Raw genomic sequence first — 21,970 nt, 5'->3', positions numbered from 1 at the left:
TTGATTACTGCAATGTCATCTGCTAAATTCGCTCAAAGGAAATTCGTCTCTGTTGATCCTTCGAAGTGTACGGGTTGTGGAATCTGCGAATACACTTGCAGCCAAGAGAAAGGGGAAGAAGTCTGGAATCCGCTGTACTCTAGAATTCGCGTTGTCCGTATGAAGCCGCTGTTTAATTTTGCTCTTACTTGCCGTGCTTGTGATGATGCTAAATGTGTGACTGCTTGTCCTGAGAAGGCTCTGTCGCAGTGTGAAGAAACTGGCGCATTGATGGTTAACGAGAAGAAATGCAAGGGTTGTGACTGGTGTGTACAAGCATGCCCCCACGGTGGAATCACCATTCATCCCGAGACAGGGTTGGCTATAGCCTGCAACTTGTGTGATGGAGAACCCCAATGTGTTGAGTTCTGCCCCGAAGAAGCATTAGAGGTTATTACTACAGATGAGGAAGCAGAAAAACGATTCAACGACGCCCTAGAACAGATGCCTAAAAAATGCGAAGAGCTAAACGACGCAGTAACCAACAAAGACTGGAAGCCGCTTCTAGCCGAAGCCGAACAACGCTCACAAAAAGTCGCAGAAAAACTCGAAGGGCTAAGCCGAAAAGGCAAAGCCAAAAAAGGCAAACAATAACCTGCTCGTTACGGCAGCAACGGAAACGAAAAACCTAATTCACGAGGCACATGCCTCTCTCCACTTTTAGAGTAAACTTTGAAAACCACACAATTTTAACACAAACAACAAAAAAGGCAGGTTAACGGTTTTCTTCAAAACCATGAAGCAACTGGTCAAGGTCTAAACCGTTTTGTTCGCCCACATAGCCGCCTTCCAACACAAAAAACGTGCGTTTACCCAGTTTGCCAATGCGTTTACCGATTTCACGGTAACAAGGCTCTGTTAAACCTAAAGAAGCCAAATCACCACTATGCGTATCAAACCCCGCCGAAACCGCCACCAACTCAAACCTCTCCAAATCCACCATACCCAACGCTTTATCTAACGTTTCAAGGTAGACTTTTTCGCCGCAGTCATGCTCCAAGGGAAAGTTGAGGCTGTTTCCTTTGTGGGCAGCGCCTGTTCCGGGGAAATGAGGGTAGCTGTGCAATGAGATGTAGCAGACTTTTGGGTCGTCTTCAAAGATTTCTTGGGTGCCGTTTCCGTGGTGCCCGTCAATGTCCAAAATCAAAGTGGGGAGGGCTAGGTGTTTTACGGCTACGGCGATGTTGTTTAGGTAGCAAAAGCCTCGGGTGTATGCGCCTAGTGCTGCGCCGTTTCGTCCTGCGTGGTGCCCTGGGGGGCGCATGATGGAGAACCCGTTGAGTTCCGCGGCTAAGAGGGCTCCGCCTGCGCTAAGTGCCGCGTATTCGTAGATGTTGGGGTACGCGGGGGTGTCGGGGTCTTCTACGATGTTCTTTTTTAGGTTCCAGATGTAGTCGGCGTCGTGAGCTGCAAACAATGTCTCTTCAGGCGCAGGTTGTGGCTCAATGAAGTGGTAGCCTTTTTCTTTAAGGATGTCATGGGCTTTTTTGATGCGTGGGGGTCCTTCGATGTGCCATCCACCGTAGTTGAGGCATTTTTCTGAGTAAATAATAGGGGTTTTCATGGCTTTGACGCATCCATACGTAGATAAGGACGTTTTAATAAAACATATAACCACCTAAATAAAAGCTTGAAGTACCCCAGATTTCAGGAGAAAAACCGTTGTGACTTCACAAAATCCTTTTGCTGAGTTTCGCTGTGAATGCCAAAGTGTGCTTAAGCAAGCGTTGAACAGGGAACTTCCCCAAGTACAAGTAGAAAACCTGCCACTAAGCAAACCGTCCAACCCAAACTTTGGGCAACTCGCTTCGTCAGTATGCTTTGAGTTGGCAAAAAAACTCAAACAAAAACCCGCTGACCTTGCCAACAAAGTCTCAAACGCAGTTGACCTCACAGAGTTCAAACTAATCTCTAAAGTCGCGCAGGCAGGCGGCTACGTCAACTTTTACGTGGATTTTGCCAAATTCACCGCCTTAACCATAGAGTCCATCTCTGAGTTGGGGGACGAGTACGGGTTTGTCAAAACAGACGCGCCTAAGCGCACTATCGTGGAGCACACAAGCGTTAACCCGCTGCATCCCATCCACATCGGGCAAGCACGCAACCCCATGCTCGGAGACGCCATCGCACGAATCCTAACACGCCGAGGACACAACGTTTCAAGACACTACTACGTGGATGACGTGGGAAGGCAAAGCAGCGTTATCGCTTACGGATACGCCAAACTAGGCAAACCCGAGCCCACCGAAAAAGTTGACCTCTACATCGGTAAAATCTACACGTTAACCAGCTGCCTAGTCGAAATCAACAGGTTAAAACGCCAACTCACCCAAACCACAGAAGACAGTGATAAAACCGCCAAGCTCAACAAGGAACTCTCGGAGTGGACATCCATAGCCGCTGAACTGCAACAAAAGCACCCTGAGCTGTTTGCGGCGTTGGCAGAAAAAATCGGCGAAGACCAAAACCCAGAAGAAGAAATCAACAAGCTAAATCGTGCCTACGAGAAAGGCGAAGCGCAAGCTAAAGCGTTAGTTCGTGAAGTCAGCGACATGTGCCTGGAAGGTTTTAGACAGACGCAATCGCGCGTGGAGGTGTTTTATGATTCGTGGGATTGGGAGAGCGATTTTGTGTGGAGCAACCAAGTTGGCGACGTGCTGGGTAGGCTTCAGGAAACCGCGTTTGTCTACAGTGAAGATGGCGTGTTAGAGTTTGACGCCCAAAAAGTTGTGGAAACGTTGGATTTGCGGGGGAAGCTGGGTTTGCGTGAAGACCACGAAATCACGCCGTTAACGCTTGTGCGCGGTGATGGAACTACCCTTTACACGACACGCGACGTTGCGTATACGCTGTGGAAGTTTAGCCAAGCCCAAAAAGTCATCAACGTAATTGGCATGGAGCAGTCTCTTGCACAGCTGCAGCTAAAAATCGCGCTCTACGCCCTAGGCTATGGTGATTGGGCAGAGAATTTTGTGCATTTCGCTTACAATTTAGTTACGCTGCCAGGTTACAAGATGAGCAGCCGCCGAGGACACTACATAACTTTTGATGAGGTCTTGGATGAAGCCGTGGAGAGAGCCTTCCAAGAAGTCTCCAAACGCTCGCCCCAGCTAACCGAGGAGGAAAAGCGGGAAATCGCCAATTTCGTAGGCACAGGCGCCGTACGCTACGCCCTAGTCGATGTTGACCCAGGCAAACCTGTGGTTTTTACTTGGGACCGCGTGCTCAATTTCGAAACAAACAGCGCCCCATACGTGCAGTACACCCACGCCCGCGCCTGCAGCATCCTACGAAAAGCCCCCCAACAAGACAAAACCGCAGACTGCAGTTTGCTGCAAGAAAAACTTGAAACCGAACTCGTCCTCACATTAGCCAGCTTCCCCGACGTCTTCATAGAAGCCGCCGAGTACCTCAAACCCAACACAATAGCCGACTACTCAAACGCCCTCGCCGACAAATTCAACACCCTCTACAACGCCCTCCCCGTCATAAAAGCAGCCACACCAGAACTTGCCCAATCCCGCCTCCAACTCACCCAAGCCATCAAAACCGTCCTCAGCAACGCCCTCAACCTAATCGGAATCACCGCACCCGAAAAAATGTAACCACCATTCCTTTTTTCAGTTCAGCCTAAGAACGCATATACAAAAGCTGCGCTACGAAATTTTGGGTGAAAAAAGAAGAGCAAGAAAGAGAGGAGGGTTTAGCGTTTTTGTTGGTCTATGATTTTGCCTTTGCTGTTTATGAGTTGTAGGTGTAGGGGCATTTGTCCGACGGCGTGTGTGGCGCAGCTTAGGCAGGGGTCGAATGCGCGGATGACGGCTTCTACGCGGTTTAGCATGCCTTCTTGGAGTTGTTCGGCTTTGACGTATTTTTGTGCGACTTGGGTGACGGCTTTGTTGAAGGCGAGGTTGTTGTGTTCGGTGGCGATTATCATGTTGACTTTTTGGATGATGCCGTTTTTGTCGACTTTGTAGTCGTGAATCAGCGTGCCGCGGGGGGCTTCAGCAACTCCGATGCCTTGGGTTTTGATGGGGTAGGCTTTGGCGCAGACGCGTTCAGAGAGAACTTCGGGGTCGGTTAGGATTTTTTTGGCGGTTTCTATGCAAAACAGCGTTTCTATGAGGCGCGCGTAGTGGTAGTGGAAGGTGCTTTGAACTATGCCGTTTTTGCCCATCGCCTTAAATTCTTTGAGTTCTTCGTCGGCTAAGGGGGTGCCACAGTGTGAGCTAACGTTTAAGCGGGCTAGGGGTCCTACGCGGTACATGCCCTGCGGGTAGCCTAGGGGTTTGTAGTAGGGGAATTTCATGTAAGACCAGGGTTCCACGGCTTCGCCTACGTATTTGGCGTAGTCGTCGGGGCAGATTTGGTCGGCTACGATTTTTCCGTCGTTGTCAACTATGCGTATGTTGCCTTGGTACTGCTCTAAGCCGCCGTCTGGGGTGACTAAGCCCATGTAGTAAGAGGGGAAGTCACCAAAGCTTTCGACTTCTTCGTCGCAGTTTTTTAGCCAACCCTTAAACATCGACAGCGTTTTGAGGGTGATGGTTAGGGCTTCAGGAAGGTTTCCTAGAAGGTAGTCGGCGCGTTCTTTGGTTAGGGGCCATTTGACGCCGCCTGGGACTATCCATTCTCCTGAGTGGATGCGTTTGCCTGCGACTTTTTCGATGATTTCTTGTCCGAACTTGCGTAGTTTGATGCCTTGCATTGCGAGTTTGGGTTGTTTGGTAATTAAGCCAAAGATGTTGCGTTCTTCGGGGTCAGAGTCCATGCCTAAGAGGAAGTCGGGGGCGGAGAGGTGGAAGAAGTTTAGTGCGTGGGATTGGATGAGTTGCCCCATATGCATGAGGCGTCGTAGCAGTACGGCGGTTGGGGGAACGTTCATGGAGACGATTTGATCGCAAGCTTGTGCAGAGGTTAGCAAGTGGCTGACAGGGCAGATTCCGCAGGCACGCGCGGTTATGCTGGGCATCTCGTAGTAGGGGCGTCCTTCACTGAATTTTTCAAAGCCCCTAAAGTCTATGACGTGGAATTTAGCGTCTTTAACTGAGGCGTCATCGTTTAGAGTGATGGTTACTTTGGCATGTCCTTCAATTCTGGTTATAGGGTTTATCACAATTTCTTTCATTTTTCATAACCTCCGTTTACCCGTACTTGGATTTACCCTCCATGATAGGTGTTCGACCCGACAGCAACTCTATGACTACGTAGTTTATGGTTGCGGCGGGGGGCGGGCAGCCGGGGATGTAGTAGTCAACGGTGACGACTTCATGCAGGGGCAGGGCTTTGGGCAGCAGGGTTGGGACGTCGTTTGGGATTTGTGGTTGTGCGTCGGCGGTTTCTATGTAGGCGCGCTTCAAAACGGTGTCGGCGCTGTCGTCAAGAGAGTTCCTTAAGCCGGGTACGTTGCCTGTTACGGCGCAGTCGCCTAGGGATATGAGGATTTTTGTTTTTTCGCGTACTTGCTTGAGCATTTCTAGTTGTTCTTCGTTTGCAACTGCGCCCTCCACTAAGGTAACGTCGACGTTGTCTGGGAAGACTTTGACGTCCATTATGGGGCTGTAGACTAGTTTGATGCTTTTGGCTAAGTCTACAAGGGCTTCGTCTTGGTCAAGAAAAGACATGTGACAGCCAGAACAGCCGCTAAGCCAAACAGTTGCTACTCGAGTTTTTTGTACATCAACCATCTAACGATTCCTCCGTGACAAAACAAATTCAGCTATTTCCTTATCCTTAGTACTTGAGAGAGGTTCACTTTCCACGTAAATCGCGCCCACAGGACAAACCTTAGCGCATTTGCGACAAGACGTACACGAGGGCGATTCTCCCCAGTCTTGGTCTAGGTCTTTGATGATTACGGCGTTTTTGCCTCGGTTCTTGAGGTCAAGGGTGTGTACGCCTTCGATTTCATCGCACACGCGGATGCATCGGGTACATAGGATGCAGCGGTTGGGGTCCATGACCAAAAAGTTGTGGGTGGAGTCGATTGGGTGGTTGGTCCAGTTGCGTTCAAGCCCAACGTGGTCTACGCCTAGTTCGTTGGCTATTTTTTGTAGTTCGCAGTTGTTGTTTGCAACGCATACTGAGCAGATGTGGGTGCGTTCGGAAAGAATCATCTGAACTGCCATTTTGCGGTATTCTTTGAGTTTGTCAGATTGTGTTACAACTTCCATGCCTGCTCCAACGGGGGTAACACATGCGGCGAAGAGTTTGGGGGAGCCGTGAATTTCCACCATACACAAGCGGCAGCCTCCATAACCCTTTAGCCCTTCGAGGTCGCAAAGGGTGGGGATGGTTATGCCGTTGTCTTTGGCGGCTTTTAGGATGGTTATGCCTTCGGGAACGGTTACGTCGGTACCGTCGATTTTTAGTTGTACTGTTCCGATGCTCATTGGGAAGCCTCCTCTGGTTTAGCGCTGTTTTGGAAGCATTTGCCCGCGCGGCACTTATGCTCGTTTATGTGCTCTAAATATTCTTCTCGGAAATAGCGCAGCGTAGTCAAAACAGGATTAGGCGCTGTCTGACCCAAACCGCACAGGCTAGCGTCCTTGATGAAGTTGCCAAACTTGTCAAGCGTTGTTATATCCTCCATCTTGCCTTTCCCAGTCATGATGCCCATAAAGATTTCATGCACCTTAGGCAGCCCCGCGCGGCAGGGAACACATTTCCCGCAGGATTCGTCTACACAAAAGTCCGTGAAGAACTTGGCAGTGTCAACCATGCAGGACTGGTCATCCAAAACCACGATGCCGCCTGAACCCATAATCGCGCCCGCCTTAGTGAGGGAGCCGTAGTCGATGGGCAAATCCAGCAGCGTATCAGGCAAACAGCCGCCCGAAGGACCCCCGACAAGAACAGCTTTGAATTTGCGGTCATCAGGTATGCCGCCGCCGATGTCAAAGACGATTTCGCGCAGCGTGATGCCCATGGGGACTTCGATGAGTCCGGGGTTGTTGATGTTTCCCGTGAGCGAGAAGCATTTGGTTCCAGCGCATGTGGGGGTGCCAATTCTAGAGAACCATGCACCGCCGTTTTGTATGATTAGGGGTATGTTTGCGAGGGTTTCGACGTTTTGTATGAGGGTTGGTTGTCCCCAGAGTCCCGAGTTTGCTGGGTAGGGGGGTCGGGGTCGAGGCATTGCTCGTCGTCCTTCAACAGAAGCAAGTATGGCGGTTTCTTCGCCTGCAACGAATGCTCCAGCACCAAAACGCATCTCAACATCAAATTTGAAGCCTGTTTCCAAAACGTTATCACCCAACAAAGACATAGACCGCGCTTGGGTTATGGCTTTTTGCAGGGTCTGAATCGCAAGCGGGTACTCGGCACGGATGTAAATGTAGCCTTTCTCAGCACCTATAGCGTACGCCGCAATGAGCAAACCTTCGATGATGGCGTGAGGGTCAGCTTCGGCTAAGGTACGGTTAGCGAAAACGCCTGGGTCGCCTTCGTCTAAGTTGGCAACGATGTATTTGGGTTTGCTTTGTGAACGCGCTACGAGGCTCCATTTTTGTCCTGTGGGGAAGCCTGCGCCGCCGCGTCCGCGTAGTCCGCTGCTTTTTACTTCGTAGATTACGCCTTGGGGAGTCATGGTGGCGAGGCATTTGACTATGGCTGAGTAGCCGCCCATGGCTATGTAGTCTTCAATGCGAGAGGGGTCAATTTTGCCTGCGTTGCGAAGAACAAGGCGTTTTTGTTTTTTGAAGAATTCTTCGTTGCGGTAGAGCATTTCTTTGACTGGTAAGCCTAGGACGATGTGGTCGCGTACGATTTCGCGGACTTTTTCGGGGGTTACGCTTTGGTAGAGGTGGTCACCAGGTTCAATGACTACGGCGGGACCAACTGAGCAGGTGCCAACGCAGCCTGTTTGCGCGACTTTGCATTCTTTTTCTACGCCGAATTCTTTGACGGCGTCTTCGAAGGCGTGGAGAACTTTGAGTGCACCAAAGGGCACACATCCGCTTGAGCAGCAGACGTTGATGCGGTACTTGTAGGCGTGTTGGAAGTCGACTTCGTGCTCGGCTACTTTTTGCAGGTCATCTAGTTTCAAGCTTTTACACCTCCAAGGGCAAGACGAACTTTTGCAAGCACAACCTCTTTGGTGGCTTTACCGATAACTTCGTCGTCCACGATTATGGTGGGGGCCATAGCGCATGCGCCGATGCATCGTGTTAAAGACAAAGAAAGTTTGCCGTCTGCAGTGGAGCCTCCGCGTTTAAGGTTGAACTCTTGTTCTACGGCTGACACGATAGCGTCAACGCCCTTGACGTAGCAGGCGGTTCCTAAGCAGGCAGTAACTACATGCTGGCCAGGCGCGCGCATTTTGAAGTAGCTATAGAATGTGGCTACGCCAAAAACGTGGCTGGGCGGAAGTGATAAGGTTTTGGCTATGTAGGTTAGGAGGGTTTTGTTGAGGAACCCGTAGAGTTCTTGGGCTTTGTGGAGAATTTCCAGAAGAGCGCTTGCTTCGTAGTTATGTGACTTTATGGCTTTGTCAAGCATTAATTTCCGTTTATCTTCCTTCAACATACTCAACTCTCATACAAGGTGAATTCAAAGCAGCACCTGAAGAGAAGTAGCAACTTCCACGTATATAAAAATTAAACGGCGTCAAATACAATTCAAACAATAAACAACCCCAAACAGAAAACTAAATACACCCAACCCAAAACACATACCAACCCCAAACAACATATACAAACACACCAAACACACAAACAAAAAAAAACCGGCGTAGGAAACAAAAAACGATTGGCAGACCCCCCCCCCTCCCCTATGGTTTCTGCATAGAATTAAAATTTGGAACCTAATAGATGGCAAATAGGTTCGTGTTTGGGCGGGTTGGGGTGTTTGTTAGTGGAGAAGGAAGGGGTTAGTGGGAGTGCGGGGGGGTGGGAGTTGAACCCACCAGGCCAAAATAGGAGAGAGAGTGAATGAAACCCTTTATTCCCCTCGCAACACTTTTGGGATGTAAGCGCAAGCTGGGTCTGATTCGAACAGGTCGCCTGTGTAGTATTCAGAGCGGGTTCGGCAGCCTCCGCAGATTTCTCGGTACTCGCAAACGCCGCATTTGCCTTTGATGTTGCTTTTATCACGCAGTTTCAGGTACAAGCTGGATTCTTGCAGGTCATTCCACGCGGTCTTTAGGGTCTTGGTTTTAACGTTGCCTATGCGGTGTCCTTCGTGGAAGCCACAGGCGCGGTAGTCCCCGTTTTCAGTTACGCTAACGTAGTTGCCGCCTATGCTGCATTTACCCAAGTAGCCGTTCCTAAACCAATCCCAAAAATCAACAGGATTACGTTGACGCACAATCCGCGCATAAAACGGCGAATACACATTAATCTTAACTTGCCCCAAAAGCTTGACCTGCAAATCGTAGATTTCGTTAAAAGCGGTTTCGTACTCGTCAGGCGTAGGCGCCAAATCAGGCATGTTACTTTCTGCCCTGCCCACAGGAACCAAGTTGTGGTAGACGACCATGCGTGCGCCGTACTCTTTTGCGAGCTCTGCTGGGTGCGCCATGTCTTTGATGTTGTATTTGGTCATGGTGGTTACTACGCAGTCAAGTAACCCGTTTTCGGAGAGTTTTTTCATGGCGTGAACTGCTTTGTTGTAGCTGCCTTTGCCGCGGATGATATCGTTGGATTCTGGGGTGCCGTCCACGCTGACAGCGGTGTGGACTTCGTTTTTGACGAGTTTGTCTAAGCGTTTTTCGTCAAAGGCAAAGCCGCTGGTGATGAGGCTGATTTCAAAGCCCATGCGCCTTGCGTACTCGATTATATCAAAAATGTCCTCACGCACTAGCGGTTCGCCGCCGCTTATTCCAAACCATGGAGAACCAAAATCGTAAACCTCGTCAACTATTTTGTAGCCCAGTTTCGTGTCTACTTCAGCGTCCTCGGGCTTAACAGGAGGAGTATAGCTGCAGTACAGGCAGTTGCCAACACATCGGCGCGTACACCGCCACGTTACCATGTACAGGGGAGCTTTACAAGTTGTCAATTTTGGTTGCCTTCTGTGTTACGGTAATTTTTTGGTTATGACTTCACTGTTGGGGTTGTGGGGGTCGATGGGTTTGGTTGCTGCGTGTGTCGAGTTTAGGGGGCTTGTTCGCAGCGAGGTTCTAGAAGCGCTTTTAGCCATTGCGCAGGCTTGCTTGGATGCAACCTGAACTACAGGACGATACTTTAAGATGGAAACATCAAAACCCTCCGCGTCGGCTGCGCCGTTGGGAAGCCAAACTTCAAGAGAGCCGTTTTGGAAGAATTCTTCAAGAGCCTTAGTGTCTTTCCCGTTGACCATCGGCTGAAAAATAGTCTTACCATCCTCTTCAAAAACCATAACAGAAAAATATTTTATCTTTAGACCAGACCCAAAACTACCCGTGTCCAAGCAGGTGTTTTTTTGTTGCCGTGTAGTTTTCTTCATAGTGAAGCCTCAAACAGTTAATGCACAAGGGCGATTTTTGGATAAAACAGTTTTTGTACAGATTTCTTGTCACAAGAAAATAATACTATACAATGTTCTACGTCAGGTTTATTGACAAGGGAGTTTTTACGAAAACTCTAAAAAAGCAACTGTGTAATTGTTCAGAAGGGGTTTGAATGTTCAGCTCGGAAGAAGAGACTTATTCGATAATGTTTAGCTCTTTGAAGCATCCGGCTCGGCGAAAAATTTTGCGCATGCTCTCAGAGAAGGACATGACTTTTTCGCAGATGCTTGAAGAACTAGGAACCCCCAGTTCACATTTAACGTATCACCTTGAAAACTTGGGTGAGCTTGTCGTCAAAGATGAGGCAGGCAAATACAAACTGTCAAGCTTTGGCAAAGCCTCAGTGTCCATGATGAAAGGCGCAGAAGAAGTGCCCGACATCCACGCCAAACGCTTCTCAACCCTACCGTTAAGATGGAAAACCCTCTACGCCGCCTTTTTAATAGCCATCATAGTTTTAGCCACCATGTCAGCGGTTCAGTATGCTTCGTTTAACCAGTTATCCGACGATTACCAAGCGTTGCACGCAGATTATGAAAGGCTTGAAAAGCAAAATGAGCAGTTGCTTGCGTGGAGCACTTCCGCCGCCAAATCCATGACCATCATCAGGGACGTGATTCAACTGGACATTAGCCAGTATCAGGCAACGCTTGAGAGCAGCACCGTAGAAGAACGCGCAGACTTAGGCGGCGTTATAGAAGAAGTCTTCAAGTACTCATTTAGAAACAGCTTTAGCGAACTGGAGCTAACGCTGCGGTTTAGAAACGGACACTTCTCTCTTTTCCAACTCAACCAGCTTGAAGGCTTCCCCATCTACCCCCCACGCTACACACAAACACAACCCACAGACCCCATCCAAGCATGCGACCAAATCCTTGAAAGATACAAACTCGCCTCAGGAGACGAATACCTCAACGAAATGCTCTCCCTCTTAGCAGCCGCCAACAGAACCAGCGAAGACCAAGTCTTAGGCAACACCAAACTAAAAATCGCAGCCTCAGGAGACAACGCCATAATTCTAATCCACTACACCGAAAACCAAACCGACTTCTCAGCCAAACGAATCCAAATCGTATCTGAAAACCACATCATAACCGAACTAAGAGACGACTGGTTCATCTACGAAGTGGAAAACGCCCAAACAAACATATCCGCAGAACAAGCCATAGAAATCGCAAAAACCGCCGCTGAAGACTACGAATGGGACGCCAACGGCGTACACGTCTCTAACTTCATCGTACTTGACGACCCCGTCTCAGCAGAATTCTACCCCCAACCCCGAACAGAACCACTAACCTTGGTACCGTACTGGTACGTGACATTGCACCTGGACATGACATACCCTGGAGGAGTTAACGTCATAGCAGTAGGCGTCTGGGCGGACACAGGAGAAATCGCAAATATACAAGCCCTAAGCGAACAAGTAACCCAAATAACAACATAATAACAAAAACAAACGCTGCCTGCTAAAGCCAAGTTTCTTCTTCCAATGAAAACGCATTACAGCCCAAAAACAACAGAGCTCTGTTTAAGGGAAAAGCGTAAAAAACCGTTCTTTGAGTTCAGAGGCATGCGCTACGCAAGAGATAGTTTTCAAATGTTTGTGTTAGGAGCTTTTCTGGGGTGTTTGGGGGTTGCTGCATTTTTTGTTTATGAAGGGGCAGGCGGGGTAGGGGCAGTTGCCGAGTTTTTCGTAGGTTTTGAAGCAGTCTAGCCAGTTTGTGCCTTGGGGGGTGGTTTGTACGAATTCTACGAATTTTGAAAGTTTCTCGGAGGTTGACCCGTGCACGATGTGTTCTACGGCGCAGGCGTCTTCTTCAGCGGTTTTTTCATCTACGCCAAGCAGGTTAAGAAAAGTTTGAAGGGAGGTTTGGCGTTTTTTGAGAAAAGTTGCGAGGCTTTGTCCTTTTTGGGTTAGAAAGACGTTGCGGTAGGGGGTGTATTTTACGAATCCTAAGGAGTCGAGTTTTTTTAGCATACTGGTGACGCTTGGGGATTTGACGTTGAGTTCTTTGGCGATGTCAGTTACTACAGCGTATCCGCGCGTATTTAACAGGGCATCTATAGTTTCAACATAAGTCTCTTCTGTTACGTTTAGCCTAGCAACAGGTCCAGCGTCATTCAATATTTGTTCCCAGATATCTTTTCCCCTTTTCAGTTATTAAATATACTTTTTTGCAACGTCCAGAATTAGACCCGCAAGAGCTACAGCATCCACCGCAGGAAACCGCCGCTGCAGCTCGAGGGGAGGCTTGGGGTTTGAGGTAACCCTTTGACAACAGCAAAGACAACACCTGCTCCACCATAGCCTCAGAAACACCCGCCTTGCGGGCTATCTCTGCAAGGTTAATCACACCCAAATCCTCAATTGCCCTAAGTATGTCCTTGAACATTTTTCATCGCCGTGATTTCCAAATCTTTAGCGTCAAGTACAAGCTTGGAAGAGCCGCTACAAAAAGCCAGATGCCAGGACGCAAATCATCAAGCCAGACCCATTCTGCCCAGTCAGCCATGATATCCGCGTATGCTTCAGGGACGATGTGGAAGAAGCCAAACCCGACTGCGTGTGAGAGCATTATGGCAGTGTAGACGGCAAAGAAAACAGCTGCAAGCAAAGTGCCAACAACTAGGAACGATGCGCCTTCGGTTTTGCCTTTCCATTGCGACGAGATTCCAAAGAGGAAGATTATGCCGATGATAACCAGCATAAGTCCTCCGAACACGTCAGGGTAGACTACTGCGGTGCTTATGTCTAGTTGCATCCAGCTAAGTTCGTAGGCTTGCCCCAGCCCCGTCGTTAATTCGAGGGCGCCAAAGAGGAAATAAACCAAGCCTAAACATGCAGAGTAAACTGCCCAAGGTTTTGTCATTTTAATGTTTGTAGTCATCATTTTTCACCTGCTTTAGATTATTAGGCCTCCTATGCCTACGACGAGCCAAGCCACCACGTACGCCAAGATTATCTCTGAAGCTACAGCAAAGAGCGTCCATTTCCAAGAGCCTGTTTCTTTCTTTATGACTCCCACAGTGGCAAGGCATGGCACATACAGCAACGTAAAGATCATCAGTGCAAAGGCGCTAACAGGGCTAATGGAAGCCACCAGTGCTGCTTGAATATCGGCTTCGCCGCCAACGCCGTAGATGACACCTAAGGATTCCACCATGATTTCTTTGGCTAGGAACGCAAAGATCAGGGAGGCAACGATTTGCCAGTTGAAACCCAAGGGTGCAAACAGTGGCTGAAGAGCTTGCCCGATTTGCCCAGCAAACGATTCGCCGCTTCCAGGAGCCACGCCCCAAGGCAAAACAGACAAGAGCCAAAGCAGCACAGCACCAATTAGCAAGTAAGTACCTGCCTTCTTAACGAAAGCCGAGCCGCGCTCCCACATGTGCAGCAGCGACCCTTTGAAGGTGGGCATTTTGTATGTTGGCAACTCTACGATGAAGGGTGCGGGTTCGCCTTTGAAGAGGGTCTTTCGAAGAAGCAGCGCAAAGAGTATGGCAACTATTATTCCGATAAGGTACATGGACCAGATGGCGGTTGCGGCTTGGGCTGCAAAGAATGCGCCTGCAATCAGGATGTACACGGGTAGCCGCGCGGCGCAGGACATGAACGGCACGGTCAAGATGGTTATTAGACGGTCTTTGGTGCCTTCGATGCTTCGCGTAGCCATGATGGCGGGGACGTTGCAGCCAAAGCCCAACAGCATGGGAATAAAAGAGCGCCCGTGCAAACCCAGCTTGAACATTACGCGGTCAAAGACAAAGGCGGCTCTAGCCAAATACCCACTGTCTTCTAGCAAAGACAACGCCAAGAACATGAACATAATAGGCGCAGTAAATGTTAGTATGAAGCCTAATCCGCCAAATATCCCATCAGCTAGCAAAGAAGCAACGATTTCGTTGGGTATATGCGCCGACATGTTAGAGAGCCACGCAAAGAACATTTCGATGAGCCCCATGAACGGCGCGGAGGCTTCAAATGTGAACTGGAAAACCGCCCACAACAAGGCAAAGAAAGCGGGGATTCCAACGAATTTGTTTAGGAAAACCTTGTCTAGGACATCGGAGATTGCCCATTTGCGTTCACCGCGTACCAGTGAGGTTTTGAGTATGTCGCTTATGAGTTCGTATCGGGTGTCAGCTAAGACCAAGTCGAAATCTTCGCCTAGGACTTTTTTGGCTTTCACGAAATAACCTCCAAAAGTTGCGTTTTTATGGGGCTATCTTTTATGAGCTCTAAGGCTTGTTCGTCTTTCTCAACCAGCTTGATGGCTAACCAGCGCAGCGGATACTTTTGAGAAAGAACCGCATCCTTTTGCAAAATGCCCGCGAGGTAATCAAGCAAGCCCTCAACTTTTGGACCATAAGAAATCTTGCGTTTGCCTAACGGTTTTTGGGCGCAGCCAAGAATGGCTTCTTTGAGCTCACCTAAGCCTTTGCCTTTAGTTGCTACAGTAGAGACTACGGGTATTCCGAGTTTTTCGGAGAGGTTTTCGATGTTGATTTTGTAGCCTTTCTCGTGGGCAATGTCAGCCATGTTCAAAACCAGCAAGACCTTCGCGTCTAGCTCCATGAGTAGAAAAGTCAGGTACAGGTTGCGTTCCAAGTTGGAAGCATCTGCGACGTCAACGACAAGGTCGGGTTTTTCGTTTAGGATGTAGTTGCGTGAGACCAATTCGTCTTCGGCGACGGCGGTTAAGCTGTAGGTTCCAGGCAAATCCACAATTTTAATTTGGACGCCCTGGTAGGAGAAGTAGCCCTCTTTTTTTTCAACGGTTTTGCCAGGCCAGTTTCCCACGTGCTGTCGGGCGCCAGGAACTAGGCTGTTGAATATGACGCTTTTTCCTACGTTGGGGTTGCCAATTAAAGCTACCGTGTAGGCGGGTTTGGTCATGGGTTTTCCTCCACAAAAATTTTGGTTGCTACGCCGCGTCCTAAGACAAGGCGGGAGTCGCGGACTTCAACAAGGACAGGCCCGCTGTGCAGGTTGCCTTCGCAGACAATTTTGATTTTTGTTCCGCAGGTTAACCCCATCTCTGTTAGCCGCTTGGCAAGGCTGCATCCTCCGCAGACCCTTGTGATTTTAGCTTCACAACCAAAAGGCAAAGCACTCAAAGGCATATCCACTAAGAATCCGCCTCCACAAAAATCGTCTGAGCCTCTTTCTTGCGCAAACTAAGTTTGTAATCACGGAGTTCAAGTTCCATAGGGTCACCTAGCGGGGCACAGCAAATCACCTTGACACGAGAGCCTCTGCAAAGACCCATATCCATTATTCGGCGTCTCACTGAGCCTGTAGCAGCTATTTTTACCACTATGGCGGTTTGACCAGGTTTTAGATTGCTTAAACACAAACTCAAAGTTAGTTCACCTTACCAAAGTTAGACATTACTATCTTCAGTAGAAGAAGTTAACTAAGTAATAAGCGTTACTCCAAACCCCAAAACAAAAAACCAAAACCACCAAAAGGCTACTTGCCACGATTTTTAGAACGCTTCACCTTTCTCAAAACATAAAACAAAGCCAACCCAACAAAAAAGCCCACTGCAAGATTGCTAACAAAAGAAACCACGCCCATAACAACCACCAAGGCTAAATCTGTTCCCCGCAGTTTGAAGGATGCGCGTCCAAGTTCAAAGCTTGCAAACAGCAACATGCCCCCGATTATGGCTACGGGAAAAGCGTCAAAGATGCTGGCAATAGAAGCTGCAAAAAAGAAGGCTAAAACCACTTCTATCGCACCTTCCATTATCATTGCACCGCCCGTTCTTGCGCCAAAGAAGTATTGTGAGGCAAAGCCACCTGCGCCGTGGCACATGGGTATGCCCCGTATGAAGGAGAGGATGGTGTTCATGAAGCCCATGTTTTTGGATAGGCTTTGTTCTTGGAGTTTGCTTTCGGGGAAGCGTTCGTTTACGGCTAGGGCAGTGGCTAGTATGGCATTTGAGTAGGTGAGGACTAGTTGGGCAAGGATTACGGTTATGACGCCTACTGTTAGGCTTTCTATGGAGGGTATCCATAGTTGGGGGATTGCAAAGTTTATGGTCAGGCTGATGTTTGGGTTATACACAAAAGTAAGAACCAAGCCGACGGCAAAGAGGGCAATTGCGGCGGGCAGGTACTTGTTTTTCATCAAAACCAAGATAAGCCCCACAGAAGCAAGCCCCAACAAAATGTTAGATTGAACAAGCAAAACTGCCTCCCAAAGCAAAAGAAGCATCAAACCAAATTGAATCCCCCGAATCACAACAGTTGGAGTCACCTTAGCAAATTTTTTAACCGCCCCCGAAAAACTCAACACTAACCAGATCAAACCCGACGCCAAACCGCTAATGTAGATTTGTCCAGGAAGCCAATGCTCATTTAACGCCGCTGCCCCAATGGCTTTTTGCGGCTCCACAGGCAAAGGCAACTTGTAAACCAAGCCTATGATAAGATTAGTGACGCCCATAGCCAAGAAAATTCCCGCGGGGTCTAAGCCTAAAACGGCGATGTAACCTAAAATGAACGGGTTAAGCGGACCAAAATCGCCCAATGCGCCCGCGAACTCGCGCAAACTAAACTCGTACGCACCAATTCTTACCATTTACGCTTAACCAGCTTCAATTAATTGATAGACGTCAAGCATTGCTGACGCACTACGAACCTCAAGGTTTGGTTTCTAAAGGTTCGCCGTTGTCCTCAAGCAACTTACAATATATACAAGTATATAAACCAGCGACTTTACAAACTCATAACAACGAAAAACATTTCAAACACAACAAACCAGCCAAATCAAAAAGAAAAACCACCCAAAACACAGCATCAGCATTGCAGGTGAAAAGTTGGTGCGGGAGGTGGGATTTGAACCCACGAACCTCTGCAGGATAGGAGCCTCAGTCCTACGCCTTTGGCCATGCTGGGCGACCCCCGCAAGTTTTGCCGATGCTAAATATGAGGCGGCAGAATATAAAATCAAGCACTTGTTAAAAGGCTTTACTTCCCCTGAGGGGTGGTTTTGGTGTTTGGCGGGGTTTTGGTAGGGTATATTAGCGGGGGTTGGGTTGTGGCTATTGTTGGCGTTTAACGTTTAAGCCCAGAAGGTTGTTGTTTAGTATTGAAGCGTGTGTATGATAGCGTTTTGGAGGTCATAGGTAAAACTCCGCTTATACGCCTAAACCGTTTAGCGCAGGGTCTAGACGCGGTAGTTTTGGTAAAGTTTGAAGCGTCAAATCCTGGGGGGAGCGTCAAAGACCGTATTGGGAAGAGTATGATTGAGCAAGCTGAAAAACAAGGCGTCCTAAAGCCTGGCTGCACTATTGTTGAGCCAACAAGCGGAAACACGGGGATAGGTCTTGCCATGGTGGCGGCAGTTAAAGGCTACAAAATCATAATTGTCATGCCCGAAACCATGAGCATAGAAAGACGAAAACTGCTACAAGCGTACGGCGCCAAAGTTGTCCTCTCAAAAGGCACAGAGGGCATGGGCGGTGCGATTGAAAAAGCTCAAGAAATCGCCCAAACTACGCCAAGCTGCGTAGTTCTTCAGCAGTTCAAGAACATAGCCAACCCCATGGTGCACATGGAAACAACAGGTCCTGAAATCTGGGAGGACACTGGGGGAGAGGTGGATGTTTTGGTTGCGGGGGTAGGCACGGGAGGTACAATAACGGGCATATCCCAGTACATTAAAGCGCTAAAGCCCACGCTTAAAGCGGTGGCGGTGGAGCCTGAAAACTCTCCAGTTCTTAGCGGCGGAAAAGCTGGACCCCACAAAATCCAAGGCATAGGCGCAGGATTTGTCCCTGAAGTCTACAAACGTGACGTGGTGGATGAGGTCTTCCAAGTCAAAGACGCAGACGCTATCGAAACTGCAAAGCTGCTATCCAAAAAGGAAGGCATGCTAACAGGAATTTCTTCAGGCGCAGCTGTTTATACGGCGTTGCAGATAGCAAAAAGACCAGAAAGCAAGGGCAAAACCATCGTGGCAATTCTTCCCGACACTGGAGAGCGGTACCTAAGCACTGAGCTGTTTGAAGAAGCCCAAAAAGAGAAGTAACGCACGGGGGTTGGAGTCGGTTCTCTTATATCCAACTTTTTCTAATTACACAAGGAAGGCACGTTAGATGAACTCTAAGTCTGATAGTTCAAAGCAGAAAGCCAAGGGGCGCTGGGCGGAGCCTTGGAATCCAGATGATATGTTAGAGGAGTTAATGAAGTGCAAACAAACGCCTAAGGAGGATTGGGCGCAAACAAGCTTGCCCGCGCTTGTTGAGGATATAGCAGAGAACTATGACACGTTTGGCGGCATGGACCATCTTGAAGGAAAAGATTTGCCCTCAAAAAAAGCTGTCATAGAAGTTTTAGAAGATTTCCTAACAGTATTCTTCCCCGGCTACAGGGGAAAAGCAGAAATCACCAAGTCCAACGTGAAATACGTGCTGGGTAACACGTTAACGTCTATTCAGACTAGACTAACTGATGAGGTTGAGAAGAGCCTTAAGCACATATGCCGAAAAATCGAGGAGTGCCCTCAAGATGTGTGCCGACGCCGCGCAGAAATCGTAGTCACCGAACTGCTAGAAAGCATTCCTGAAATCCGAAAACTACTCAAAGGCGACATAGAAGCCGCATACAAAGGCGACCCCGCCGCCGTAAGCACCGAAGAAGTCATCATAAGCTACCCAGGAGTTTTCGCCATAACCACCCACCGAGTAGCCCATGAACTTCACCTACGCGGAGTTCCATTGATTCCAAGAATCCTAAACGAACACGTACACTCCCTAACAGGCATCGACATCCACCCTGGAGCAGAAATCGGCAAAAACTTTTTCATAGACCACGGAACAGGCGTAGTCATCGGCGAAACAACCGAGATTGGGGATAACGTCAAGTTGTATCAGGGCGTTACGTTGGGCGCACTAAGTTTTCCCAAAGACGAAAAAGGACGCATAATCAAAGGCATGAAAAGGCACCCCACCATCGGAAACAACGTGGTTATTTACTCTGGAGCAACCCTGCTGGGTCCCGATGCGGTAATTGGCGACAATGTGGTTATTGGGGGAAACGTGTGGATAACCGAGCCTGTTCCGTCAGGAACCAAAGTGACCATGGCGATTCCTGAAAAGAACATCAAAAAAGAAAGAAACCAGCAGTAAACGCGGCAGAGAAAGTTAGATTAGGCGAAAGTTTTCTTTGACGGCGTTTAGCACAACGTGGGTGTTGGTTCGTTCTACAAAGGGCAGGTGCAACAGTTTTTTTGTAAAGTCGCCTAGATCTTCGCGGTTTCGGAATTTTGCTACGATAACGGCGTCGGTTAAGCCTGTTACGTCGTAGACGCTACAGACTCCAGGGATTTTGGAGATTTCACGTTCAGTTTCCACAAGCTTGCCTTTAGCAACGGTAATTTCGGTAACCACGGTTAGTTGGTAGCCGAGTTTTTCGTGGTCTAAAATGACGGAGTAGCCTTGGATGAGTCCTTCATCTTCCATTTTTTTGATTCTTGAAAGCACAGTACCAACAGATACCCCAACGTTTTTGGCGATTTGCCTGCTCGAGTACCGCGCATCTTCCAGTAGCGCCTTCAAGATTTTTGTATCTACATCAGTTAACTCCATGATGCTCACTCCATGCACGTTTTTTCAAATAGGTTAACCTTTTTGAAACGTTCTTTTAATAAAAAAGAAAATGTGTTTATAAAAGTTTAGTTTCCCAGCAGACAAAACGAACGCACGTTCTCAAAACAAACAACACAAACAAAGCAGAAAAAAGCACAAGCAACAGCGAAACATGAAGAGGAATCTTAAATTACTAGAATTTGCCCCCCTAGTAAACCTGTGAGCATAGCAGATGCAAACAAAGTATGATACCGTTTTGGTTTTGGATTTTGGAGGGCAATACTGCCATTTGATAGGCAGAAGAATAAGAGAGCACGGCGTTTACTCAGAGATTGTTCCCCACGACATCTCGCCACAGGAAATCAAGGCGCTAAACGAGAAAGTCAACGTCAAAGGCCTGGTGTTTTCAGGAGGTCCCTCTAGTGTCTACGACGAAAACGCGCCCAGAATCAACCCTAAAATCTTAGAGAACCTGCCAGTTTTAGGTCTATGCTATGGTCACCAGCTCATCTCGCAGATAGTCAAAGGCGAAGTCAAACCCGCCTCATGCAGAGAATATGGCATCGCCCAAGTCAACATCGACAAACCCGCAGGCGTGCTAAAAGGGTTAGACGAGAAAGAAACGGTGTGGATGAGCCACGGCGATACCGTCTTGTCGTTGCCCGAAGAGTTTGAAACCCTTGCGCATACCTCAAGCTGCCCCGTAGCCGCGTACAGGCATAAACAAAAACCCATCTACGGCTTGCAATGGCACCCAGAAGTAATACACACCAAAAAAGGCATGCTCATGCTACGCAACTTTATCTTCGAAATATGCAAGTGCGAAGCCAACTGGAAAATGGAAGACCTCATCGAAAAGATGGTTGCAGAAATAAAAACAGACGTAGGACAAGCCCCCGCAATTATTGGGTTAAGCGGAGGGATAGATTCGAGTGTGGCAACTGCTTTGGCGGCTCAAGCGTTAGGGGATAAACTCACGGCGGTGTTTGTAGACCACGGTTTCATGCGTGAAGGCGAACCTGAAGCAATCAAAGAGACCTTTGAAAAATTTGACATAAACTTGGTAATTGCCAAAGAGCAAGAACGCTTCATCAAAAAATTAGAGGGCGTCGTTGACCCTGAAAGGAAACGCAAAGTCATCGGCGAAGAATTCATCAGGGTTTTCGAGGAGAAAGCACGAAAATCAGGTGCCCAGTATCTGCTGCAGGGAACAATTTATCCCGATAGAATCGAGTCAGGCTGCAGAAAAAACTCTGACGTAATCAAATCACACCACAACGTTGCAGGGTTACCCTCCAAGATGGACTTTAAGAAAATTGTTGAGCCCCTGCGTGACCTCTACAAAGATGAAGTGCGTAAAGTCGCCAAGATGCTAGGCTTGCCCGACGAATTGGTTAATAGGCAGCCGTTTCCAGGTCCAGGCTTGGCGGTTAGGATAATTGGCGAGTTAACCCAAGAAAAAGTCAAGGTCGCCAAGAAAGCGGATGCAATTGTTCGTGAGGAAATAGAGCGTAACGGTTTGGGTGAGAAGCTTTGGCAGTACTTTGCGGTTTTAACTGATACTCGCGCGACGGGTGTGAAGGGAGATTCTCGAGCGTACGGGTACGTGGTTGCGGTAAGAGTTATGGAAAGCCGCGAAGCCATGACAGCTAATTTCGCGCAACTACCCTACGATGTGCTGGAGAGGATTTCGACGAAAATAACTAATGAGGTTCCTGAGGTTACGCATGTGGTTTATGATATTACGCACAAGCCGCCTGCGACTATAGAGTGGGAGTAAAGAGCTTAAGTCCATAACACTTTATATTTCAAAAAGGGGTGAATACTACGCTGGAGTGTAAGA

20 protein-coding genes, 1 tRNA gene and 1 pseudogene are annotated in these 21,970 nt (G+C 48.5%); 6 read left to right on the top strand and 16 right to left on the bottom strand.

Annotated features, from left to right (window positions below; all coding sequences use genetic code 11):
* The first annotated feature begins 12 nt into the window (after positions 1 to 12).
* Positions 13 to 633, top strand: coding sequence for a 4Fe-4S dicluster domain-containing protein (locus tag NWF04_08790; GenBank protein MCW4006669.1), 621 nt, complete (start codon positions 13 to 15; stop codon positions 631 to 633).
* Between the two features lie 121 nt (positions 634 to 754).
* On the opposite strand, the gene NWF04_08785 is transcribed toward NWF04_08790, so the two are convergent.
* Positions 755 to 1,603 (bottom strand): histone deacetylase, encoded by an 849-nt coding sequence (locus NWF04_08785; protein MCW4006668.1) that lies wholly within the window; start codon positions 1,601 to 1,603, stop codon positions 755 to 757.
* A gap of 100 nt (positions 1,604 to 1,703) precedes the next feature.
* On the opposite strand from NWF04_08785, the gene NWF04_08780 reads away from it, so the two are divergent.
* Positions 1,704 to 3,644: an arginine--tRNA ligase gene (locus NWF04_08780; GenBank protein ID MCW4006667.1), complete on the top strand. Its 1,941-nt coding sequence runs from the start codon at positions 1,704 to 1,706 to the stop codon at positions 3,642 to 3,644.
* A 98-nt stretch (positions 3,645 to 3,742) separates the two neighbouring features.
* Here NWF04_08780 and NWF04_08775 read toward each other — a convergent pair whose 3' ends face one another.
* The 7 genes from NWF04_08775 to NWF04_08745 form a co-directional block, all read right to left on the bottom strand.
* The gene (locus tag NWF04_08775) at positions 3,743 to 5,167 is read right to left on the bottom strand and encodes a Ni/Fe hydrogenase subunit alpha (GenBank protein ID MCW4006666.1); all 1,425 of its coding nucleotides are present in this window, start codon (positions 5,165 to 5,167) and stop codon (positions 3,743 to 3,745) included.
* 16 nt (positions 5,168 to 5,183) lie between these two features.
* Complete coding sequence (locus NWF04_08770) at positions 5,184 to 5,726, bottom strand: oxidoreductase (GenBank protein ID MCW4006665.1); 543 nt, start codon at positions 5,724 to 5,726, stop codon at positions 5,184 to 5,186.
* Positions 5,727 to 6,431, bottom strand: coding sequence for a 2Fe-2S iron-sulfur cluster-binding protein (locus NWF04_08765; protein ID MCW4006664.1), 705 nt, complete (start codon positions 6,429 to 6,431; stop codon positions 5,727 to 5,729).
* Complete coding sequence (locus NWF04_08760) at positions 6,428 to 8,086, bottom strand: SLBB domain-containing protein (GenBank protein MCW4006663.1); 1,659 nt, start codon at positions 8,084 to 8,086, stop codon at positions 6,428 to 6,430. The genes NWF04_08765 and NWF04_08760 overlap by 4 nt, the downstream gene beginning before the upstream one ends.
* Entirely contained in the window at positions 8,083 to 8,565 is a 483-nt protein-coding gene (locus NWF04_08755) for an NAD(P)H-dependent oxidoreductase subunit E (protein MCW4006662.1), read from the bottom strand. The genes NWF04_08760 and NWF04_08755 overlap by 4 nt, the downstream gene beginning before the upstream one ends.
* Before the next feature lie 414 nt (positions 8,566 to 8,979).
* A complete protein-coding gene (locus tag NWF04_08750) occupies positions 8,980 to 10,038 on the bottom strand; it encodes a radical SAM protein (GenBank protein MCW4006661.1) in 1,059 nt (352 codons plus the stop codon).
* 18 nt (positions 10,039 to 10,056) lie between these two features.
* Positions 10,057 to 10,464 carry a hypothetical protein gene (locus NWF04_08745; protein ID MCW4006660.1) on the bottom strand — a complete coding sequence of 136 codons (408 nt, stop codon included), beginning with the start codon at positions 10,462 to 10,464 and terminating at the stop codon, positions 10,057 to 10,059.
* A 221-nt stretch (positions 10,465 to 10,685) separates the two neighbouring features.
* Between NWF04_08745 and NWF04_08740 the strand changes: the two genes are divergently transcribed.
* Positions 10,686 to 11,972: a winged helix-turn-helix domain-containing protein gene (locus NWF04_08740; protein ID MCW4006659.1), complete on the top strand. Its 1,287-nt coding sequence runs from the start codon at positions 10,686 to 10,688 to the stop codon at positions 11,970 to 11,972.
* A 162-nt stretch (positions 11,973 to 12,134) separates the two neighbouring features.
* On the opposite strand, the gene NWF04_08735 is transcribed toward NWF04_08740, so the two are convergent.
* The 7 genes and pseudogenes from NWF04_08735 to NWF04_08705 all read right to left on the bottom strand — a co-directional run bounded on the left by NWF04_08735 (position 12,135) and on the right by NWF04_08705 (position 17,444).
* On the bottom strand, positions 12,135 to 12,653 hold the full coding sequence (locus tag NWF04_08735) for a metal-dependent transcriptional regulator (GenBank protein ID MCW4006658.1): 519 nt from the start codon (positions 12,651 to 12,653) through the stop codon (positions 12,135 to 12,137).
* Positions 12,654 to 12,924: 271 nt separating this feature from the next.
* Positions 12,925 to 13,416 carry a hypothetical protein gene (locus NWF04_08730; GenBank protein MCW4006657.1) on the bottom strand — a complete coding sequence of 164 codons (492 nt, stop codon included), beginning with the start codon at positions 13,414 to 13,416 and terminating at the stop codon, positions 12,925 to 12,927.
* Between the two features lie 15 nt (positions 13,417 to 13,431).
* A pseudogene (gene feoB, locus NWF04_08725) lies at positions 13,432 to 15,425 on the bottom strand (ferrous iron transport protein B).
* Complete coding sequence (locus tag NWF04_08720; protein ID MCW4006656.1) at positions 15,422 to 15,652, bottom strand: ferrous iron transport protein A; 231 nt, start codon at positions 15,650 to 15,652, stop codon at positions 15,422 to 15,424. The pseudogene feoB and the gene NWF04_08720 overlap by 4 nt, the downstream one beginning before the upstream one ends.
* Positions 15,653 to 15,657: 5 nt before the next feature.
* Entirely contained in the window at positions 15,658 to 15,885 is a 228-nt protein-coding gene (locus tag NWF04_08715; GenBank protein MCW4006655.1) for a ferrous iron transport protein A, read from the bottom strand.
* Between the two features lie 116 nt (positions 15,886 to 16,001).
* Positions 16,002 to 17,117, bottom strand: a complete 1,116-nt coding sequence (locus tag NWF04_08710; GenBank protein ID MCW4006654.1) for a putative sulfate/molybdate transporter — start codon at positions 17,115 to 17,117, stop codon at positions 16,002 to 16,004.
* A gap of 239 nt (positions 17,118 to 17,356) precedes the next feature.
* A tRNA-Leu gene (locus NWF04_08705) sits at positions 17,357 to 17,444 on the bottom strand.
* 183 nt (positions 17,445 to 17,627) lie between these two features.
* On the opposite strand from NWF04_08705, the gene cysK reads away from it, so the two are divergent.
* Together cysK and NWF04_08695 are read left to right on the top strand one after the other, a co-directional pair.
* The gene (gene cysK, locus NWF04_08700; protein MCW4006653.1) at positions 17,628 to 18,569 is read left to right on the top strand and encodes a cysteine synthase A; all 942 of its coding nucleotides are present in this window, start codon (positions 17,628 to 17,630) and stop codon (positions 18,567 to 18,569) included.
* 67 nt (positions 18,570 to 18,636) lie between these two features.
* Positions 18,637 to 19,668: a serine acetyltransferase gene (locus NWF04_08695; protein MCW4006652.1), complete on the top strand. Its 1,032-nt coding sequence runs from the start codon at positions 18,637 to 18,639 to the stop codon at positions 19,666 to 19,668.
* A 15-nt stretch (positions 19,669 to 19,683) separates the two neighbouring features.
* Here NWF04_08695 and NWF04_08690 read toward each other — a convergent pair whose 3' ends face one another.
* Entirely contained in the window at positions 19,684 to 20,127 is a 444-nt protein-coding gene (locus NWF04_08690; GenBank protein ID MCW4006651.1) for an Lrp/AsnC family transcriptional regulator, read from the bottom strand.
* A gap of 232 nt (positions 20,128 to 20,359) precedes the next feature.
* On the opposite strand from NWF04_08690, the gene guaA reads away from it, so the two are divergent.
* Positions 20,360 to 21,907, top strand: coding sequence for a glutamine-hydrolyzing GMP synthase (gene guaA, locus NWF04_08685; GenBank protein MCW4006650.1), 1,548 nt, complete (start codon positions 20,360 to 20,362; stop codon positions 21,905 to 21,907).
* Positions 21,908 to 21,970: the final 63 nt, after the last annotated feature.

This window comes from Candidatus Bathyarchaeota archaeon, from assembly GCA_026014465.1.
Taxonomy (GTDB): Archaea; Thermoproteota; Bathyarchaeia; order Bathyarchaeales; family Bathycorpusculaceae; genus JADGNF01.
Note: the sequence above shows the minus strand (reverse complement) of the source record. Positions and strands in the feature narration are given on the sequence as shown.

Coding starts and splice junctions, on each gene's coding strand:
- NWF04_08790 (MCW4006669.1), top strand. CDS start 13: ATGTCATCTGCTAAATTCGCTCAAAGGAAATTCGTCTCTGTTGATCCT.
- NWF04_08785 (MCW4006668.1), bottom strand. CDS start 1,603: ATGAAAACCCCTATTATTTACTCAGAAAAATGCCTCAACTACGGTGGA.
- NWF04_08775 (MCW4006666.1), bottom strand. CDS start 5,167: ATGAAAGAAATTGTGATAAACCCTATAACCAGAATTGAAGGACATGCC.
- NWF04_08770 (MCW4006665.1), bottom strand. CDS start 5,726: ATGGTTGATGTACAAAAAACTCGAGTAGCAACTGTTTGGCTTAGCGGC.
- NWF04_08765 (MCW4006664.1), bottom strand. CDS start 6,431: ATGAGCATCGGAACAGTACAACTAAAAATCGACGGTACCGACGTAACC.
- NWF04_08755 (MCW4006662.1), bottom strand. CDS start 8,565: ATGTTGAAGGAAGATAAACGGAAATTAATGCTTGACAAAGCCATAAAG.
- NWF04_08745 (MCW4006660.1), bottom strand. CDS start 10,464: ATGAAGAAAACTACACGGCAACAAAAAAACACCTGCTTGGACACGGGT.
- NWF04_08730 (MCW4006657.1), bottom strand. CDS start 13,416: ATGACTACAAACATTAAAATGACAAAACCTTGGGCAGTTTACTCTGCA.
- NWF04_08720 (MCW4006656.1), bottom strand. CDS start 15,652: ATGCCTTTGAGTGCTTTGCCTTTTGGTTGTGAAGCTAAAATCACAAGG.
- NWF04_08710 (MCW4006654.1), bottom strand. CDS start 17,117: ATGGTAAGAATTGGTGCGTACGAGTTTAGTTTGCGCGAGTTCGCGGGC.
- NWF04_08695 (MCW4006652.1), top strand. CDS start 18,637: ATGAACTCTAAGTCTGATAGTTCAAAGCAGAAAGCCAAGGGGCGCTGG.
- NWF04_08690 (MCW4006651.1), bottom strand. CDS start 20,127: ATGGAGTTAACTGATGTAGATACAAAAATCTTGAAGGCGCTACTGGAA.
- guaA (MCW4006650.1), top strand. CDS start 20,360: ATGCAAACAAAGTATGATACCGTTTTGGTTTTGGATTTTGGAGGGCAA.